The organism is Fontibacillus phaseoli, from assembly GCF_003337355.1.
Classification (GTDB): Bacteria; Bacillota; Bacilli; order Paenibacillales; family Paenibacillaceae; genus Fontibacillus; species Fontibacillus phaseoli.
Window position 1 is genome coordinate 121,019 of sequence record NZ_QPJW01000004.1, and the last position, 18,165, is coordinate 139,183.

The window sequence follows — 18,165 nt, forward strand, 5'->3', positions numbered from 1 at the left end:
CTCATCGTATTCCCTTCTGCCGGGGGTTGGTTACTATTCGTCACTGTCACCCGATTGCGTTATTCATAAATCTGGATTTCGTTGTAGAAGGTGTCTCTTTCCACCGGAATACGGCCGGCGCCTTTTACGAGCCAAATCAACTCTTTCCGGGTTAATCCGTCCGGGGTAAGCGCTCCAGCCGCGTGGCTGATCTGTTCCTTCAAAATCGTGCCGTGCACATCGGAGGCGCCGAAGGTTAGCGCGACCTGGGTCAACTGAACGCCGATATTGATAAAGTAGGCTTTAATGTGCTGGATATTGTCCAGCATTAACCGGCTGATGGCGATCGTTTTGAGATCTTCGTAGGCTGAATTTCTTCGCATGATCCCCGCGTTTTTATTGCGCGGCTGCATGGATAGCGGGATGAATACCATGAATCCGCCGGTTTCGTCCTGAAGCTCGCGGATCTGGATCATATGGCGGATCCGGTCCTCATGGGATTCGATCGAGCCGTAGAGCATCGTCGTATGCGTCTTCATCCCCAATTTATGGGCGGTACGGTGCACGTCGAGATATTGGTCCACGTTTGCCTTTTCCACTTTCATTTTTTCCCGGTATTGGTCGGACAAAATTTCAGCCCCGCCTCCGGTCAACGATTTAAGGCCGGCTTTTTGCAGTTCCGTCAGAACTTCCTTCGTGCTGAGGCCGCTGATCCGCGTGAAAAATTCGATCTCAGCCGCCGTATATGCTTTGAGCGTGATGTCGGGAAACCGCTCGTTGAGCGCTTTGAGCGAGTCGACATAGTATTGGAAAGGAACGTGCTGGTTATGACCGCCGACGATGTGGAATTCACGTACGCCAGGGGTGATATGTTTCTCCACATAAGCCACCATTTCTTCGCCGGATAAGGTGTAAGAACCTTCTTCTCCTTGATCCTTGCGGAAGTTGCAGAAAGCGCAATGCGATTCGCAAATGTTGGTGAAATAAAGACTCATATTTTCGATGAAATAAACTTTTTTTCCGTTCTTTCGCAAGTTTACTTCATTCGCCAACTGACCAATGGTCAACAAATCGTCGCTCTCATATAGATATACCCCGTCTTCGAGGGTTAAACGTTCACCTTGCCTTACTTTTTCCACAATTTCGCTCATTCTTTGGTCTGTGTTCGGGGATACTGTTGTAAACATGACAAAACCTCCGCTTCCTGGATGATCCATCGGATACATTATTATAGACAGATTAAACCACTTTCCTATTATAAACCCCCATTTGAAAAGGGACAACACATGGAACAAGTGGATTGCGAAGGCGCTACAATAAAAATCACACTCGCTTGAGGGGAATGGAGATGTGGAGTATACTTTGTATATAAGGAGGGGTAACGATGATTGAAATCTCTGATAGCGCCGCACAGCGGATTAAGGACATGATTGCCGGGGAGGAAACGCCGGATATGTTTCTCCGCCTTGGAGTGAATCCCGGTGGATGCAGCGGTTTTTCATATAGCATGGGACTGGACGATCAGGAAGGCGAAGGCGATGTTTACCTGGATCTCAAAGGAATCAAGGTTGTGGTCGGCAAAGAAAGCGTCCGTTACTTGAACGGCCTTGAAATCGACTTTCAGGAATCCGGCATGTCCGGCGGCTTCACGATCAACAACCCGAACGCGATCGCTTCCTGCGGCTGTGGCCAGTCGTTCCGCATGCGGGACGAAGAAGGGCGTCCGGAAGTTTGCGACTGAGAAACGTAGTAACGATGCAGGTTGTAATTAATTCTAGCGAAACCTTATCTGGGCTGATTAAGCTTCTAATATGTATAATGGGGCGTGAAGGACAAAATACTAGATGCGTCGATTAGTAACATTGTTCGTTTTTTTATGATAGTGAGAATTTGATAAAAGGGACTTACACAATTCTATTAATTTAAAGAAAGACTATTAAACGCTGTTTGCACCGTTTAATAGTCTTTTTTTTATTTGTAAAATAAATCATCCGATTTTCCTTCTTCATAATCAACCATATATCTAAAGGTGGGGAATATATGGAATACTTCGTCTTTTGAATTGAGAACGTGAAGTTGATATTCCATATTATCTTGGATAGTTTTAAATTGTTCTTCACTAATTTCAGAATCAACTACTTCGCTAAAAGACAAACTATAGTTTAAACGGCCATCGGAACTTATTTTACCAGGAATTATTTCAGAATTCTTATTATTTAAAATACTTTGAACGGGCTCAGGATACACAATAACAAATGAATATGTAATCCCACTATTTAATATCGTATATAATTCATCATTAAAAATATAGTCCATGGAAAATTCAATTTTCTTTTCTTTGTGAACAATTTCGAATTTTTTTACAATAAAATTAGGAGGTAAAAAGATTTTTTCAATATCCTTATCAGAATATTGGATTTCTTGAGAAGGGGTGATTACCTCATTTGTTACTAAAGGCTGAACGAGTCCTGTTGAGTTGTTGTTTGCAACTTCTTTATTATTAGATTCATTTGTATCCCTCTGTAAAGTACCTGAGCATCCAGAAATAAATATTAGCAGTAAAATAAATATAGCTGCTTTCATGGTTACCTCCGTTTTAAGTCCAAGTATCTATCTTTTTAACACTTAATTTACCACTATATTTATCATAAGTGTAATCAGCAGTCAATTTAGCTCTACTTATTAGCTGTCCATTGATACGGTATTCTTTATAACCTACAAACTTATTAAACATAGCACCGCTATTTCTCTATATGAGAGAAATCTTCACCAATGAAAAAGTCCATTATCGGAAGTGCCCAAGAACACCAGGGTCATTTTTTATACCTCGATGGTAGCGAGCATTATGATTTTACCGATCTTCCCCTCTATTCTCCTCTGGTATCGCTGACCGGGATGACGGGGACGCTAAAGGGAGGCAGGGGAGCCGAGATCGTGAATGCTTATGTTCTGGATTTCTTTGATACTTATTTAAAAGGAAGGTAAAAAGTCTGCGCTACTGAGCCAAGGCATCATCGATGCTATCCCGAAGTGAAAAGGGATTCGGATTTTAAACCGGCGGAATGATACCCGAGAAAAAAGGCTGTCTCGCGAAGGTCAACGGACCTTACGGGACAGCCCTTTCCAATTGTTTATTAACCCTGTTCCGGATTCGATACTTTGACGGTAACTTCCACATCGGGGGGAAGTCCCGTGTCCTTCTCTTCCGGCTCGTATAAATGAGATCGCATCTCAAACCACTTGAATAGATGGTTGACCACCACTTTGAGCACGGCATAACCGGGCACCGCTAATATAATCCCCAGCACGCCGAACAAATTACCGGCCGTCAGAATCACAAAAATGATCGTAATCGGGTGAATTCTCAAGGATTTGCCCATAATTTGAGGCGAAATGAATTTGCCTTCGATCAATTGCACCACGGTCCAGACGATGATCAGCTTAAGCAGCATGAATGGCGAGGTTACGATCGCAATAATGAGCGCCGGCGTAATAGCGATGGCCGGTCCCAGATAAGGAACGATGCTGGTAAACGAAGCGATGATTGCCAGGACCAGGGAATAATCCATGCCGATAATCAAAAATCCGATATACAGCAATATCCCGATACAGAAGCTGACGATAATCTGACCGCGGATATAAGAGCTGATTTGTCCGTTCATTTCCGACATTACCCGGTGAGTCTGGTTCCGGAATTTTACGGGGACGTATCTCAAAATGAAGGCAGGAAGCTTTTTGCCGTCCTTCAGCAGATAGAACAGAATGAACGGGACGGTTATGATCGCGAGAACGAAGTCCTTCAACGCCCCCAGGAATCCGCCGATCCCCGACCAGGCGTTATCCAGAATCGTAGTGGCTTGTTGGGAAATCGTTTCCCCCACTTTGGTCGGATTAAAGCCGGTTGATTCCTGAACCTGATGAAAGAAATTGCTGCCGATAAGCTTCTCGAATTGCAATTGCACCTCATAACTGTATTTGGGGAAATTGTCGATCAAATCGGTAATCTGATTCTGAACGATCGGCACTACGGAAATGATGACAACCGTAATGATTCCTGCGATTAATAGGTAGAGGGCAACGATGGTATAGACGCGGGGAATTCCTTTGCGCTCCAGCCAATCCACGAGAGGGTTCAGCAAATAATAAATCGCGCCGGTCAGCAAGATCGGAAGCAGCACGGTTTTTAGCAGCACGGTTAACGGTTTGAATACAAACGAGACCTTGTCCAGCACCAGGACGTTAAGCCCGATGAGCAGCAAAATCAGCAGAAACAGGACAAACCGGTTGCCGAGAAAAAATCTTTTGAAACGTTCACTCCATAGTTGCGCGCTTCCCATGAAAGCAAAATCCTCCTGTCGGGTGGTATTAAGTCATAATATAGTATTACGCAAAAAAGTGATTTGGTTTCATAGTTTTTTGAAAAACGCAATGAAAAATATAAAGGATTCATATCGCTTCGAATTTCGAAGGAATATGAATCCCGCATAAAAGACCGGCTTTTCAGAAGAACTGCTTCTCCACCATAAATGCTACCATGCATGCGGCAACCAGAGAAAACAGGATACATCCGGCACCCAGACCTTTGCGGGTCCCTTTCATAAACCGGAATCCCGTAAAAAACAGCAGGACCGTGATCGCAGCCAGCACGAGCGACATGGCGATCATGGCAAACCAATAAAGAACTTCGAATAATTTGTTCATCGCTTCCTCCATCGCACTAAAGGATTCTCTTCCGGCTGAACGCCTCGTTAGCCCCTACTATACGTTAATTTCTTCATTTTGCATAGAAACCGCTGCAGGGAAAACAGGCTTCCGCCTCGGACAAACATACAAGAACACTTGACTCCGTTTGAGTATGAATAACGTATAACCGAAAGGGGATGGTGTCATGGCGGGAAGACAACTGGCCAACAAATGGCTGAAAACGGAAGCGCTATTGAGAAACGCGTACGTGGCCGCCCACATACCGCATACCCGAATGTATAGTGCAGAGTCGCTTAAAAGCATGCTGAATCAGTTTGGAATGGTAGTCATTAAGCCGCTTAAAGGCGGTGGCGGTTACGGGGTTATTAAAGTAACGCGCTCCAGAGGGCAGTATTCTTTCACGTATATGTCCGCACAAAGAGTGTTTAACAGCTTCGATGCCATGTTTCATGCGTTAAATCGGGTGAAAGTTGGCCGGAAATATATGATACAGCAAGGAATCCATCTGGCCAAGATCGGTGGGCGTCCGATTGATTATCGCGTGAAGGTAGTGAAGCAAGGCGGGACTTGGGTTTACCGTGCGATGGTAGGAAGACTGGCCCGTCCCGGGTTGTTTGTCACGAATTTATGCAAGGGAGGAACCCAATTGAGTGCCAGACAGGGGTTAGGTCTTTCCCTCCGGCAAAAAGGAGCGGCGGGCAAAAAACGCCAGGAGATGCGTACCATCACGAATACATGCATCGGGATTCTTGAATCCGCTTTTCCGGGTATCGATCAATTGGGATTTGATTACGGGATTGATTCAAGAGGCAAGTTGTGGATATTTGAAGTGAACACGCGGCCGCAATAATTTAAGAGAAAAAGTTTATAGCAAACTTTTACAGGTTAATGAATTATGACTTTAAAATTTTACGAAAATAAAAAAAATTTGGTCGGAAATAGGGCAGAAAATATCCTGTGAATAACTTTTATCCACATTATCCTATCTTATTCTACAATGAACGAGATTTATTACTAACAAGTTATTCACAGGATTTCCACAGCCTTTTGTGGATAACAGGAACGCTTGTTCTGCAAGAGGTTTCTTGATATGATTAGGAAAAATATAGAAGGGATGTGTTATCAATGGCGATGTTAACAGACGAGATGCTGCTTGAATCCTATAATATGGCTACGATGCTGCAATTGGACCGGGAGTTCATCGCACTGCTGTTGGCAGAGATCCATAGACGCGATCTAATGACCAATCAACCGGTTTTGCACTGAGGAAAACCTGTGTAATAATTATGGACAAGCTGACGTCAAGGCGCTTTCCAAGCGTTGACATGATAAATATAGGCTTCATGGCAATGAGGACACTGCACAACATGTTCGCAACCGGAAGGAGCATGAACGGAGTATGCTGAGGTATACTGGTCTGCAGAGCCGTAAGGGCTGTAAGGTCCTGCGTAATCCTCTTTTGTTCCGGCGTTTTCCAGAAGATAACCACAATCGGGACAGGTCGCCGTTAACGGAGCTAATCCGTTGCACAATGGGCAAATATAAGACAAAGGGTATCTCTCCTTTACAGCAATTTTTCCTGCGTAAAGTTAAGATACCCCTTTTTGTTTCAACTCATGTAGTTAGAGTTTCAAACTGCTGCTGTGTCCCGGCGATAATTTGGCGTCCGGATCAATGTACACTTTAGCATTGTTGACGGCCGTAGGCGCTTCCCCGAAGCCGACGGCGATCAGATCAAGCTTGCCGGGATACGTAGTGATATCTCCTGCAGCGAAGATTCCCGGAATCGAGCTTTCCATGCGGGAATCGACCACGATGGCATTCGATTGTATTTCAAGGCCCCATTCCGAGATCGGTCCGAGCGAAGACACAAACCCGAAGTTGACGATAACGTCATCGACTTCGATCTCCTGCGTTTCCTGACTTTTGGTGTGAGTCAGCGTAACGCGTTCAATCTTGCCTTCTCCGTGCAAAGCTGTAATTTCCGTAGGAGTAATTACCTGCACGCTCGAAGCGATCAAATTCTCCACGCTGTGTTCATGAGCGCGGAACTTGTCGCGGCGGTGGATCAGCGTAACTTGCTCCGCGATGGGCTCAAGCATAAGCGCCCAGTCCACGGCGGAGTCTCCGCCTCCGCTGATCAGAACGCGGCGGCCTTGGAATTTACTCAGGTCGCTGACGAAATAATGAAGATTGCTCTTCTCGAATTGTGCGGCGTTATCCAGCTCCAGACGACGCGGCTCGAATGCGCCGACCCCCGCTGTGATGATCAGGGCACGGGCATGATGGACATCCTTGTCGGTGGTAACGACAAAATGACGATCCTCTTTCTTTTCGATTTGCAGCACTTTTTCTTCCAGGCGAATATCCGGATTAAACAGTTTGAGCTGTTCGTTCAAATTGTTGACCAGTTCTTGGCCGGTAATTTTAGGGAAACCGGCGATATCGTAAATATATTTCTCAGGGTAAAGGGCGGCAACTTGCCCTCCCAGCTGAGGCATACTTTCGATTAATTTGACGGATGCCTTTCGCATACCGCCGTAAAAAGCAGCAAACATGCCTGCAGGCCCGCCTCCGATAATGAGCAGGTCGGTAAATTCGCCGCTTCCATGTTGGGATGACACAAGCAAACACCTCCGGGTGATTTTCATCAATCTTTATATTGTCATTTCTACTTTATTATATCTGTCCCCTATCGACCTTGCAAAGCAGACCAAATATTGTCGAATTTATCGTCAGAATGGCCTGTAAAACCGGGGAAATCAGCGTAAAATAAGACTTGATCTTTTATACAAAAGCCGATATTATTCAAATGTATGTACCCTGATTTGTGACGAAAAGAGTACATTTGTGAAAATACTGTGTATTATTTTTGATAATTATTATGGAACAGTTTAAAATAATTGTGACAAATGTCGCATAATGGAAGAACGTTAATTTACCAGAGACTATTTTTTTATGTGTTTATTTTCACATTGAAGTTTTTGGTTTTTATATAAAATATAGAGCTTCAACCCCGGAAGGAGAACAAGCCTGATGAGTACCATACCTAAAATCGTCATTCTTGGAGCGGGATATGGCGGTATTTTGACTGCACAACGGCTGCAAAAAGAATTGAATTACAATGAAGCTGACGTTACCCTGGTGAACCGGCACGATTACCATTATTTCACCACGCATCTGCATATGCCGGCGGCCGGAACCGATTCCATAGAACATACGCGCGTTCCGATCTCCAAATTAATCGATGAATTTAAAATCGATCTTGTGAAATCGAATGTCCAGGAGATTCGTCTTTCGGACAAAAAAGTAGTCCTTCAAGACGGGACGCTGTCTTACGACTACCTCATCATCGCGCTGGGCGGCGAACCTGAATCGTTCGGCATTCCGGGATTGTCTGAGTATGCCATGACGATCCGAAGCATCAATTCGGTTCGCTTGATCCGTCAGCACATCGAATATCAATTTGCGTTGTACAAAGCGGATGAGAGTCGTACGGACCGTCTTAATTTTGTCGTAGGCGGCGCAGGCTTCAGCGGCATCGAGTTCGTAGCGGAGTTGGCGGACCGGATTCCCCAGCTTTGCAAGGATTATGATGTCGACCCTAGCTTGGTGAACGTATATAATGTAGAGGCTGCTCCGACCGCCCTTCCCGGCTTCGACCCGGAGTTGGTCGAGTATGCCATGAATGTCTTGACCAAGAAAGGCGTTCAATTCAAAATCGGCGTAGCGATCAAGGAATGCACCCCTGACGGGGTATTGCTGGCTACCGGTGAAGAGATCAAATCCGCAACCGTCGTATGGACCGGCGGGATTCGCGGGAATCGCCTGATTGAAGCGGCAGGGTTTGAAACGGCCAGAGGCCGGGTGAAAATCGATGATTACCTACGCGCGCCCGGTCATGATCACGTATTTATCATCGGGGACAACTCGCTGATGTTTAATCCGGAAGGCCGGCCTTATCCACCGACCGCGCAAATCGCCATGCAGCAAGGTGTGGTCTGCGCGCAAAACGTGGTGGCTTCCATCCGCGTGAAAGAACTCAAGAAATTCGTATACAGCAACAAAGGAACCGTGGCTTCCTTGGGCAAAGGCGAAGCGATAGCATCCGCCTTCGGCAAGAAGTATAAAGGCTGGGTGGCCGCTCAGATCAAGAAGCTTGTAGATATGCGCTACCTGTTTATCATCGGCGGGATTCCGCTCGTCCTGAAAAAAGGCAGATTCCTGTAAGATGCGGCACTGCAGCGTGCAAGTCCGGGGGTTGTTGACGAGAGAGGAACTGGACCGGTACAACGCTCTGATGGAGGTCGGTTCTTATTTGGAATCGCAGCAGCAGTACGATCTGACCTATAACGTACAAAAGGAAATCGATATCCTGATTCTTCCGGCCATTGAGCGTTTGAAGGAAAAGAGCCGGGATCGCGACCGCGCAACGGCGGAATTTCTGGAGTCGCTGCGTAAGCAGCAGGATGAAGAATAAACAACGGATTGCAAATCAAGATAAAGATCGTCCGGTATGCCGGATGGTCTTTTTTTGTTTGATCATCGAAAAGTTGAATTGAAAAACCGCCCGTTTCTCACGGGCGGTTATGCTTGTGGGATTATAATTTGAGCATGTCCTCAAACAATTGCTCGTTCAGCAGGTTTCCGACATAGAAGGAGCCGAATTCCCCGAAACGGGCGCTGACTTCATCAAAGCGCATCTCATAGACGAGCTTCTTGAATTGCAGGGCATCGTCGGAGAATAGAGTGACGCCCCATTCCCAGTCGTCCAGTCCGACGGAGCCGGTAATGATCTGCTTCACCTTGCCGGCATAGCCGCGGCCGATCATCCCATGACTGCGCATCATTCCCCGGCGTTCTTCCATCGACAGCATGTACCAGTTGTCGTCCAAATCGCGCTTTTTGTTCATCGGGTAGAAGCAAATGTATTTCGATTTCGGCAAGATCGGCTGCAAACGTGCCATCACTTCCGGGTTCGCTTTCGGGTCGCCGTCGCCGGAGGCCATGTAATTGCTTAGTTCTACGATGCTGACGTAGGAATAGGCTTTGGTCGTATACTGGGCGAATGTCGTTTTGTTGAAGGCATTCTCCAAAGCATTTAATTCTTCAAGGGTTTCGCGCAGATGCATAAACACAAAATCGGCTTTTTGGCCTACAATGGAGTAAACGGCGGTGCTACCTTTGCCGCTTTGCTCGTCGCCATGCCATTCCTGCAGAAAGTTATGTAACTCCTCCAAAGCGCCCGCGCGCTCTTCGTCGTCCGCCGCTTTCCAAGCCGTCCAGTTGATGGACCGGAAATCGTGCAGGGCATACCAGCCTTCCAGGGTCAGTGCAGCTTCGTTCATTTATGATCACTCCTAAATAGTCAGTGTGTATTCATTTTTTCAGTAAAATGGATGCGCTTCTCTTATTGTATCTAACGTTCCGCAAAGGAGCAAACGGAATTGCTCTGCTTTCCAGGAAAGTTCATTGATTCGCAACATTTTTTTTAGTAAACTATCTACTAGTTCTTATTCTTGTGATATTAATTATAGTGTGACTTACGAAGGGTGGGGGGACATGGGTGGGATGGCTCATCGTTTTGATACTGATGGTTCTGTTTTTTGTCATGATGTTCGGCATCGGATTTATTCTTAATATGCTTATGAAAACAACCTGGTTTCCCGCTTATATTTTTGTTATCGTGATTTTGCCGATCGTCGTGTACAGCTTGTGGGACCATGACAAGGGCTTCGGTGCCTATCTGGCCTCCTTCCGGGTGGTTGACTATCTGACTGCGCTTGCCGGGCTTGCCGGTGCCGTTCTAAGCGGCTGGACGATCCGGAAACTGCGGATCGGCGGATACAAAATGTTTTAGTTTCGCGTGCGAAAACCACTACATGCAAAGCCTCGGGCCATTCCGCTCGGGGTTTTTCCGTGTTGGAGGTCCTCCTTCTTTGTGTCCGGTCTCCAATTTTTGATATTCCGGGAAATAAGCCGAGAAACACAGGTAATGCCGTTGGAAGGGAAATTTTTAGCGTTTTTTGTAAGCTTTTAACGATTCGGGTCTCCCGGATTTGTGATAGAATAGAGAAAGTCAAAATGTGCGTATTTGGGAAGGAGCGATGAAGCCGTGCGCATGAACAACATGCTGCATTTTACTGAAAATCACCGTTATTGCGTATACCGTGACTTCTCTCTCAGTCCCGTGGACGATAAAGTGCTCGGATTGATTTATCAGCCCATGGTAGGGGCGCTGGCCGTGGCTCTATACCGCCTGCTTGCTGAGCAGGTTCCGCTGGAGCAGGTGGGCTATTCGGCCATTGAGCAGCAGCGGGGTCTGTTTCTGACGATGGGCCTGGAGCCGAGCGAGAAAGGGCGGACACTTCTGATTGAACAAGCCTCCAAGCTGGAAGCGGTCGGCCTGCTGCAAAGCAGTCGCTTGTACATACCGGACGGTGACGATTATTTGTATGAATACGAACTTCAGCCGCCATTGTCTCCGGCCGAATTTTTCCGTACCCAGCACCTGACGTTGCTGTTGCGTGATAAAATCGGTAAATTTGCGGTATTGTCGCTAAGGGAGCGTTTTTTTTGTGCCGAGCCTGGGGATTTGTATGGTTTAACTTATAATAAGGAGAATATCTCAGTGCCGTTTTACGAGATATTCGAACTAAATACGCATTCCATCGACTATGAGCTGGAGCAGGCCATCGCCGAGACTTCCATTGCGAGACAGCCGGGAATGAAGACGGTAGAGGAAGAGGACGCGCTCAATTACGCCGACATCATTATCCGTTTCCCGCGGGAATCCGTAAATCGCGTCTATGTGGAAAAACTGCGGTTTGACCCCGAAGGCATGGGAGTGGCCAATTACGTGGCCCGCAAGTATGATCTTAGCGTTCAGGATTTATGTCGGCTGCTGGATGAAGACGGTGTCTTTGATCCAAGCGGGACGCTGCTGCTCGATGAGTTACAGCACAAAGCGAACCTGCATTTCAGACAGGGGAAACGGCGTCAGGAGGAGCGGGAAATCGCTTATGCCAAGGTGGTCTCCATTCGTGCGGAAGAGACGAGCCAGGAAACCGGAAGCCATCAGGAAGAAGTTGCCGTCCAGATGGAATATTACGTCGAGGTTCCGCCTCAGTTCGTGAACAAATGCGATGTGCATCAATATAATATGATGCTTCGGAACGAGCCGTACACCCGGTTGTTAAAGACGTTTTTTCCGGGGGCGGTGCCCGATAATCTGCTCGATATATTTGAAAAAATCGATTTGAACTACAAGTTGCCCGGCGAGGTCATCAATGTGCTGATTCATTATTTAATGGCGCTGCTTACCTCCGGCGGCGAACAGCGGATCAATCGCAATTTCGTTGATGCGATTGCGTCGAATATGCTGATGAAGCAGGTTAACACCTACGAGAAAGCCGTTCAATATATACGTGATCAAACCAAGTTGAAAGAGAAAATACCGGCGCAGCCTTCGGCGGCCGGAGCTGGACGCGGAAGAACCTATAACGGCCGGGGAATCAAGCCGAAACCGGAGATTCCGATCGTGCAGAGCTCGGGCGGAGAGCAGAGCGTTTCGGAAGAAGAATTCGCCGAACTGCTCAAGATGGCGGAACGTATGAAGGCCAGTAAGAAAAAAGGATGAGAATGAAGCAAGAAGGTGAGAAAATGATGGAATCCCTCGGGGACCTGCTGTCGCAAATGAAGAGTCCGCAGCTCCGGCGGCGTTCGGAGGAATTGAATGCCAGAATGATGAGCGAACCGCTGGTGCGCGATTTGTGCATCCGTCATCCGGAGCTTACCGAAGAACATCTGCTTCGCGGCATGGCGAAGCTGTATCAATATGTGAACGATAGTCGGCACTGCGCGGCTTGTCCGGGGTTGGACCGCTGCCCCAATGACTTTCCGGGCCATTTCACGAAATTGACGGTGGAAAACAACGGTGCGGGACCGCAGTTGGTGGATCGTCAGGTGACTTGTCCCAAACAGTTGCGCTATGAGATGGATTTATCCATCAAGAAGCGGATTCACAGTTTTTATGTGGATGATCGTGCGCTTCAACAGGGCTATGACGAAGTGGAGATACTGTCCAAGGACGGGGCGCGCGTTCCGGCGGTAAGCCAGGTGTTTCGCTACATTAACCAAACCAAGGAGTCGGGTCTGAGTACCCGCGGGTTATACTTGGAAGGTCACTTCGGAACGGGGAAAACATTTCTGATGTGCTATCTGCTTCATGAACTGGCTAAGGAGGGATATTCCGGGGTGATCGTCTACATGCCGGAATTCGTGGAAGACTTGAAGTCCATGCTGCAGGAAAGCCAGAAGCTGAAGGAAACGACCGAAGTAATGAAGCAGGCTGACCTGCTTATATTCGACGATATCGGGGCGGAGAATTTGAATCCGTGGGTACGGGATCATGTGATGGGTTCCATTTTAAACTACCGGATGAACCGCAAGCCCACTTTCTATACCTCCAACTATTCCTTGAAGGCGCTGGAAAAACACCTGAGTTTCACCAGCAAAGACGGAGAGGAAATCCATAAAGGGCAGCGGTTGATGGACCGGATTGCGCCGTTTGTGGACGTCGTCACCGTAAGCGGGAACAATAAGCGCGGCAAGGTTTGAATATAGGTCATCATTTATCGTTAAAACAAAAAAGCCGGGCAGGGGATTTTCATCCCTTGCCCGACTTTTTTGCCGTAGGCTTGAGGCGCTTAACCGGCAATGAACTTGACGATAACCATTCCGAAGAAAATAACGGCCATAAACGTGAGCATCCCGAAGAAACCGTTCATGAGATCGAATAAGTCGTTGCGGGGTTCTTCGTTAATATGCTCCCGGGGATCGGTCACATGCGTGTTTGCATCCATGGCGGCAGGGCCTCCTCGCAAAATAAACTCGTTGTCAATAATAAACATCATAGACAATTCGTTTTTGGGTTACTACTAGTATAACCAATCGCCTTGAAATTTGTAAAGAAGGCGTATTCATTACGATTTTTCTTTTGCTAAAAAAATGTGGTATAATTGACAACACGCCGTTTTCGGTATGTGCATCCTTTATTTTTGATTCAAATATTATAAAATTTGCCTCTGGACAGATTCTGGGCCTGGGCACAAATATAAGGAGGAGATTGCAAATGGCAATTGTTAATGTATCCGATCAAACTTTCAATAACGAAGTTGAAGGACAAGGTACCGTCCTGGTGGATTTCTGGGCGCCTTGGTGCGGTCCTTGCAAAATGATCGCTCCAATCCTTGAGGATTTGGCCAACGAAGTTGGCGACTCGGTTAAAATCGCGAAAGTGAACGTGGACGAAAATCCGGAGTCCGCTTCCCGTTTCGGGGTAATGAGCATTCCTACCCTGATCTTCTTCAAAGACGGTCAACCCGTAGACAAAGTTGTAGGTCTGAACTCCAAAGAAAACCTGAAAAACCTGATCGCTAAACATCAATAAGATCAAGGTGCATTTCAGTGGGCTTGGTTTACGCCTCCGGCATGTCCGGGGGCGTTTTCTGCGTAAGAGCGGAAGCTATTCCATGTGGGGAGGAGGCATGTTGCATGAATACAGTGTCTAGAAACGCAACGGAAACTCAGGAAGAACGGGACAAGGCGATGGAAGCGATTCGCCACAAGCTGGCCCTGCTGCCGGATTTGCCTGGCTGTTACCTGATGAAGAACAAAGAAGGCACCATTATTTATGTAGGCAAGGCCAAAATATTAAAGAACCGGGTCAGGTCTTATTTTTCCGGGAGCCACGACGGCAAGACGCAGCGGCTCGTCACGGATATCCGGGATTTCGAATACATCGTGACCGGCAGCAACATGGAAGCGCTCATTCTGGAGTGCAATCTGATCAAAACCCATTATCCGCGATATAACGTATTACTCAAGGACGACAAAACTTTTCCTTATATTAAAATAACGAACGAGCCTCATCCCCGGCTGGAAGTAACCCGCCGGCTGCTGAAGGATAAGGCGAAATATTTCGGTCCTTATCCGAACGCTTATGCCGCGCAGCAGACAAAAAAGCTGCTCGACCGCATGTACCCGCTTCGGAAATGCAATGTGATGCCGAAGGAAGTATGTCTGTATTACCATATGGGCCAATGTCTGGCCCCGTGCGTGAAGGAAGTGCCGCAATCGGCATATGAGCAAATGACGCAGGAAATCAACTCCTTCCTCAGTGGAGGACATGAAGAAATCAAGAAGGAATTGCAGCGGAAAATGCAAGAAGCCGCGGAAGACTTGTATTTTGAGCGGGCTAAGGAACTGCGGGATCAGATTATCAATATCGATGCGCTCATGGAAAAGCAGAAGATCACGACGGCGGACGCCAAGGACCGCGATGTGTTCGGCTATGCCGTGGACAAGGGCTGGATGTGCGTCCAGATCCTCTATATGCGCCAGGGGAAAATGATCGAGCGCCATGCGTCGGTATTTCCTTTTTACGGTGATGCCTACAGCGATTTTCTGTCCTATGTAACCCAGTATTACAGCGATAATCCGGCATTGCCGAAAGAAATTTTGCTTCCGGGCATGAGTGAACCGGGTGCGGCCGACGAAGCAGGAGCCGAAGCGTCCGACTCCGCAGATAAACCGGAGGGAACTGGCACCGCGGCTGCGGCATCGAGTAAGCAGGCAGCCGTTGGATCCTCTCAGGATACGGTAAGCGGCAGCGAGACGCTCGACGCGGTAAGCGGCGCTTCGGCGCTGAACGAGTGGCTCGGCGTGAAGACGCTTGTACCTCAGCGCGGACTCAAAAAGCAGATGATTATGATGGCCGTGGACAACGCGCGCGTGGCCCTTGACGAGAAATTCCGCCTGATCGAGCGGGATGAGGAACGGACAAAGGGTGCCGCGGACAATCTGGGCCGCTCCATCGGCCTGGAACGGGTATCGCGCATCGAAGCGTTCGATAATTCCAACATCCAGGGGGCGAACCCCGTGTCCGCGATGGTTGTCTTCGTTGACGGGAAGCCAGCGAAGAGTGAATACCGGAAATACAAAGTCCGGACCGTTCAGGGTCCGGACGATTATGAAACGATGCGCGAAGTGATCCGCCGCAGATATGAACGGGTGCTGAAGGAAAACCTGCCGCAGCCCGATCTGATTATCGTGGATGGCGGTAAGGGGCAGATTTCCGCAGCCATCGACATCCTGGAAAATGAGCTGGGCTTGTTTATCCCCGTCGGCGGTCTGGTGAAGGACGCCAAACACCGCACGGCGCAGCTGATGGTGGGCGATCCGCCTGAGCCGGTGCATCTGCCAAGGGATAGCCAGGAGTTCTATCTGCTTCAACGCATTCAGGACGAAGTCCACCGTTTTGCGATCTCGTTCCACCGCGAGCAGCGGGCCAAATCGATGGTGGCCTCGCGCCTGGACGCGATCCCCGGAATCGGGGAAAAACGCCGCAAAGCGCTATTGAAGCATTTCGGATCGCTTAAAAAAATGAAAGAGGCCTCCGTCGAAGACTTCCGGCCTCTTTCGATCGGCGATAAGCTCGCCAATGAGATTATAAATGCCCTTCGGGATGAGGAGTCGTGAATAACGGCTCCTCTTTCTTTTGTGCAGGAACGGGTGGCCGTTCCTTGCCCGGAGGATTGAACAGGTAGATCACAAAGGCAACGATTGCCGGCAATGCGATGTAGAATATGCCTGCCGCGATATTTACCGTTCCGCCCGTAAACATGATGCTCAGCGACATCAAGATGCTGTCGAAGATGACATGCGAGAAGAGAACGGCGATAAATCCGTAACGCAGGAAAATGAAGCTGAACAGCAGCCCGATGATCAATAGTTCGATCGGACGGGAGATAACCGGATAGATTGGATACAACGTGTGGCCGAACGCCCAGATCAGCGTAGTAATGACGCTTGCGACGAGCGTGCTGCGGAACATTTTTTTCAACATCGGAATGCCGAACAGCCGGTATACGGCCTCTTCCCCGATGCCTGCCACCCAGGCGAGCAAAGGAAGCAGAACGGGATAGACCATATTATAAGGCGATTGGGACGCGTCCGTGGTGGACCACATATGAATCGTTCTTTCCAGTACGAAGAAGATGACCGACTGAACGCCCAACAAGATAAGCGCCCAGGCATAGCCATCGGCCATGGAAGTCAGGACATGTCGTCCATAGCCCTGTTCCTTGGCCCGGCCCCAAAGGTTAATCCCTTGTTGACGCCAGAGCCCGTCGCCGCCGACCAGCGAGAAATACACCGAAGCGGCAAGCACCAAAGTAACGCCCCCCTGGAACAAAAGCCCAAAGATCAGCAATGGGCCGCTTAATCCTTCTTTTTCGAAATAAGGAAGCATATTGATCGCCGAGCCCATGGAAATTACAAAATATATGGAAGAAAGTAATATTCCCCGCTTGAATGAAGTATGTACCTTGGTCAACGCGCTATAAACGATAGCCAATATTCCCAGTACAAAAGTCAATAAAGCGTAGCCGGCATAAGTCAGCCAATTGGCGATCGTTGTCTGGCCTTTAACGTAATCCGTATGACTTTGCGGAACGGTAAAGTAACTCTCGATCCCCGAGACTTTGCCTTCGTAGAAATCGATATCGATTTGCGCATTCGATTGTCCGGCTTCAAAGCCCGTGACCGTTAATGCCAAACCCGCCGGGGTTTCGTCGACGACCAACTGGGTGTCGGCGCTGTAACCGAGCGCCTTCAAATAAGGCTGGGCTAACGCCAGCTTTTCCTCCCAGGTAAGGCCTTCTACTCCAGAGCTTGCGGAAACGGCATCAGATGATCCGTTAATCCCAAGGTCTACTACGTTAGGAAACCCGGTTTCGGGGATTTCCTTAAAGCCGACAACTTTGCCCGTCGTCATATGGACATCGACCGTTAAGGCGTTTAGAAGCCCGCCGGGCTTTTTAAACCGAACCTGGAAGATGTCGTAAGGAAATTGCTTCTCATATTTTTTTAGATAGTCTTCCATCAGGTCTTCCTTAGTTAAATAGCCGTAAATATCGGCGCGCGTTTCATAAGTGACTAGCGCGTCTTCGAAAGGACCGGACAATCCGAGCGTGCTTTCCGCAAATTTGAGTGCCGATTCCTCGGCTTGCGCTTTGGTGATCAATTCGGCCGACTGCTCCATTTGCAGGGTTTCGGAGGCGGTGGCGGGCACGATTTGAAGCAGGATAAAGACGATTAGCCCGATGGCGGCGAATATCCATAACGTCCGGGTTTTCATCCTTCGCATCTGCGGTTTTGAGTAGGAATCCATGCAAAAACTCCTTTTAACGATTTTTTGTGAAACTGTATGTTTTCGGCACTTCTACATCAAAGTAAAGATAACACAGGGGAGTTCGCGGCGCCAGAGATGACGGTATTTTCATGAAAAGAAGCAATAACCGCGGTAAACTCAAGCATAGCTTAGAGAAGGCTTCGGCTTGCGGCTTGTTTCCTTCCTTTTAGGTTATTATCGAGCTATTTCATCCATTTAAACCTTTGTAGTGGAAGGGAATAAGGCTT

The 18,165-nt window shown here is 48.1% G+C and carries 19 protein-coding genes; 11 read left to right on the top strand and 8 right to left on the bottom strand.

The window, feature by feature from the left end; translation table 11 throughout:
- Positions 1–59: 59 nt before the first annotated feature.
- A complete protein-coding gene (mqnE, locus tag DFP94_RS13175; protein WP_114496931.1) occupies positions 60–1,166 on the bottom strand; it encodes an aminofutalosine synthase MqnE in 1,107 nt (368 codons plus the stop codon).
- Positions 1,167–1,363: 197 nt separating this feature from the next.
- Between mqnE and DFP94_RS13180 the strand changes: the two genes are divergently transcribed.
- Positions 1,364–1,720 (top strand): HesB/IscA family protein, encoded by a 357-nt coding sequence (locus DFP94_RS13180; protein ID WP_114496932.1) that lies wholly within the window; start codon positions 1,364–1,366, stop codon positions 1,718–1,720.
- 230 nt (positions 1,721–1,950) lie between these two features.
- On the opposite strand, the gene DFP94_RS13185 is transcribed toward DFP94_RS13180, so the two are convergent.
- A complete protein-coding gene (locus DFP94_RS13185; RefSeq protein ID WP_114496933.1) occupies positions 1,951–2,562 on the bottom strand; it encodes a hypothetical protein in 612 nt (203 codons plus the stop codon).
- Positions 2,563–2,751: 189 nt separating this feature from the next.
- Between DFP94_RS13185 and DFP94_RS13190 the strand changes: the two genes are divergently transcribed.
- Positions 2,752–2,964 carry a hypothetical protein gene (locus DFP94_RS13190; protein ID WP_114496934.1) on the top strand — a complete coding sequence of 71 codons (213 nt, stop codon included), beginning with the start codon at positions 2,752–2,754 and terminating at the stop codon, positions 2,962–2,964.
- A 149-nt stretch (positions 2,965–3,113) separates the two neighbouring features.
- Here the strand turns inward: DFP94_RS13190 and DFP94_RS13195 are convergent, their stop codons facing one another.
- A complete protein-coding gene (locus DFP94_RS13195) occupies positions 3,114–4,316 on the bottom strand; it encodes an AI-2E family transporter (RefSeq protein ID WP_114496935.1) in 1,203 nt (400 codons plus the stop codon).
- A gap of 163 nt (positions 4,317–4,479) precedes the next feature.
- Complete coding sequence (locus DFP94_RS13200) at positions 4,480–4,680, bottom strand: hypothetical protein (RefSeq protein ID WP_114497124.1); 201 nt, start codon at positions 4,678–4,680, stop codon at positions 4,480–4,482.
- A 187-nt stretch (positions 4,681–4,867) separates the two neighbouring features.
- Between DFP94_RS13200 and DFP94_RS13205 the strand changes: the two genes are divergently transcribed.
- Together DFP94_RS13205 and sda are read left to right on the top strand one after the other, a co-directional pair.
- Positions 4,868–5,533: a YheC/YheD family protein gene (locus DFP94_RS13205; protein ID WP_114496936.1), complete on the top strand. Its 666-nt coding sequence runs from the start codon at positions 4,868–4,870 to the stop codon at positions 5,531–5,533.
- A gap of 275 nt (positions 5,534–5,808) precedes the next feature.
- A complete protein-coding gene (gene sda / locus DFP94_RS13210; RefSeq protein ID WP_114496937.1) occupies positions 5,809–5,949 on the top strand; it encodes a sporulation histidine kinase inhibitor Sda in 141 nt (46 codons plus the stop codon).
- A 356-nt stretch (positions 5,950–6,305) separates the two neighbouring features.
- Here the strand turns inward: sda and DFP94_RS13220 are convergent, their stop codons facing one another.
- Positions 6,306–7,307 (bottom strand): NAD(P)/FAD-dependent oxidoreductase, encoded by a 1,002-nt coding sequence (locus DFP94_RS13220; protein ID WP_114496939.1) that lies wholly within the window; start codon positions 7,305–7,307, stop codon positions 6,306–6,308.
- A 412-nt stretch (positions 7,308–7,719) separates the two neighbouring features.
- On the opposite strand from DFP94_RS13220, the gene DFP94_RS13225 reads away from it, so the two are divergent.
- Positions 7,720–8,913: an NAD(P)/FAD-dependent oxidoreductase gene (locus tag DFP94_RS13225; RefSeq protein ID WP_114496940.1), complete on the top strand. Its 1,194-nt coding sequence runs from the start codon at positions 7,720–7,722 to the stop codon at positions 8,911–8,913.
- Between the two features lies 1 nt (position 8,914).
- Positions 8,915–9,163 carry a hypothetical protein gene (locus tag DFP94_RS13230; protein WP_114496941.1) on the top strand — a complete coding sequence of 83 codons (249 nt, stop codon included), beginning with the start codon at positions 8,915–8,917 and terminating at the stop codon, positions 9,161–9,163.
- A gap of 121 nt (positions 9,164–9,284) precedes the next feature.
- Here DFP94_RS13230 and hemQ read toward each other — a convergent pair whose 3' ends face one another.
- On the bottom strand, positions 9,285–10,031 hold the full coding sequence (gene hemQ, locus DFP94_RS13235) for a hydrogen peroxide-dependent heme synthase (protein WP_114496942.1): 747 nt from the start codon (positions 10,029–10,031) through the stop codon (positions 9,285–9,287).
- A gap of 218 nt (positions 10,032–10,249) precedes the next feature.
- Between hemQ and DFP94_RS13240 the strand changes: the two genes are divergently transcribed.
- The 3 genes from DFP94_RS13240 to dnaI all read left to right on the top strand — a co-directional run bounded on the left by DFP94_RS13240 (position 10,250) and on the right by dnaI (position 13,302).
- On the top strand, positions 10,250–10,543 hold the full coding sequence (locus DFP94_RS13240; protein WP_114496943.1) for a YuiB family protein: 294 nt from the start codon (positions 10,250–10,252) through the stop codon (positions 10,541–10,543).
- 255 nt (positions 10,544–10,798) lie between these two features.
- Positions 10,799–12,322 (top strand): replication initiation and membrane attachment family protein, encoded by a 1,524-nt coding sequence (locus DFP94_RS13245; protein WP_114496944.1) that lies wholly within the window; start codon positions 10,799–10,801, stop codon positions 12,320–12,322.
- A 26-nt stretch (positions 12,323–12,348) separates the two neighbouring features.
- Complete coding sequence (dnaI, locus tag DFP94_RS13250) at positions 12,349–13,302, top strand: primosomal protein DnaI (RefSeq protein ID WP_114497125.1); 954 nt, start codon at positions 12,349–12,351, stop codon at positions 13,300–13,302.
- A gap of 89 nt (positions 13,303–13,391) precedes the next feature.
- Here the strand turns inward: dnaI and DFP94_RS13255 are convergent, their stop codons facing one another.
- On the bottom strand, positions 13,392–13,547 hold the full coding sequence (locus DFP94_RS13255; RefSeq protein WP_114496945.1) for a YqzM family protein: 156 nt from the start codon (positions 13,545–13,547) through the stop codon (positions 13,392–13,394).
- Between the two features lie 269 nt (positions 13,548–13,816).
- On the opposite strand from DFP94_RS13255, the gene trxA reads away from it, so the two are divergent.
- Both trxA and uvrC read left to right on the top strand, forming a co-directional pair.
- Positions 13,817–14,134, top strand: a complete 318-nt coding sequence (gene trxA, locus DFP94_RS13260; protein WP_114496946.1) for a thioredoxin — start codon at positions 13,817–13,819, stop codon at positions 14,132–14,134.
- Positions 14,135–14,238: 104 nt separating this feature from the next.
- On the top strand, positions 14,239–16,224 hold the full coding sequence (uvrC, locus tag DFP94_RS13265; RefSeq protein WP_114496947.1) for an excinuclease ABC subunit UvrC: 1,986 nt from the start codon (positions 14,239–14,241) through the stop codon (positions 16,222–16,224).
- On the opposite strand, the gene DFP94_RS13270 is transcribed toward uvrC, so the two are convergent.
- Positions 16,193–17,917 carry a CPBP family intramembrane glutamic endopeptidase gene (locus DFP94_RS13270; RefSeq protein WP_114496948.1) on the bottom strand — a complete coding sequence of 575 codons (1,725 nt, stop codon included), beginning with the start codon at positions 17,915–17,917 and terminating at the stop codon, positions 16,193–16,195. The two genes, uvrC and DFP94_RS13270, sit on opposite strands and share 32 nt — an antisense overlap.
- Between the last annotated feature and the right edge of the window lie 248 nt (positions 17,918–18,165).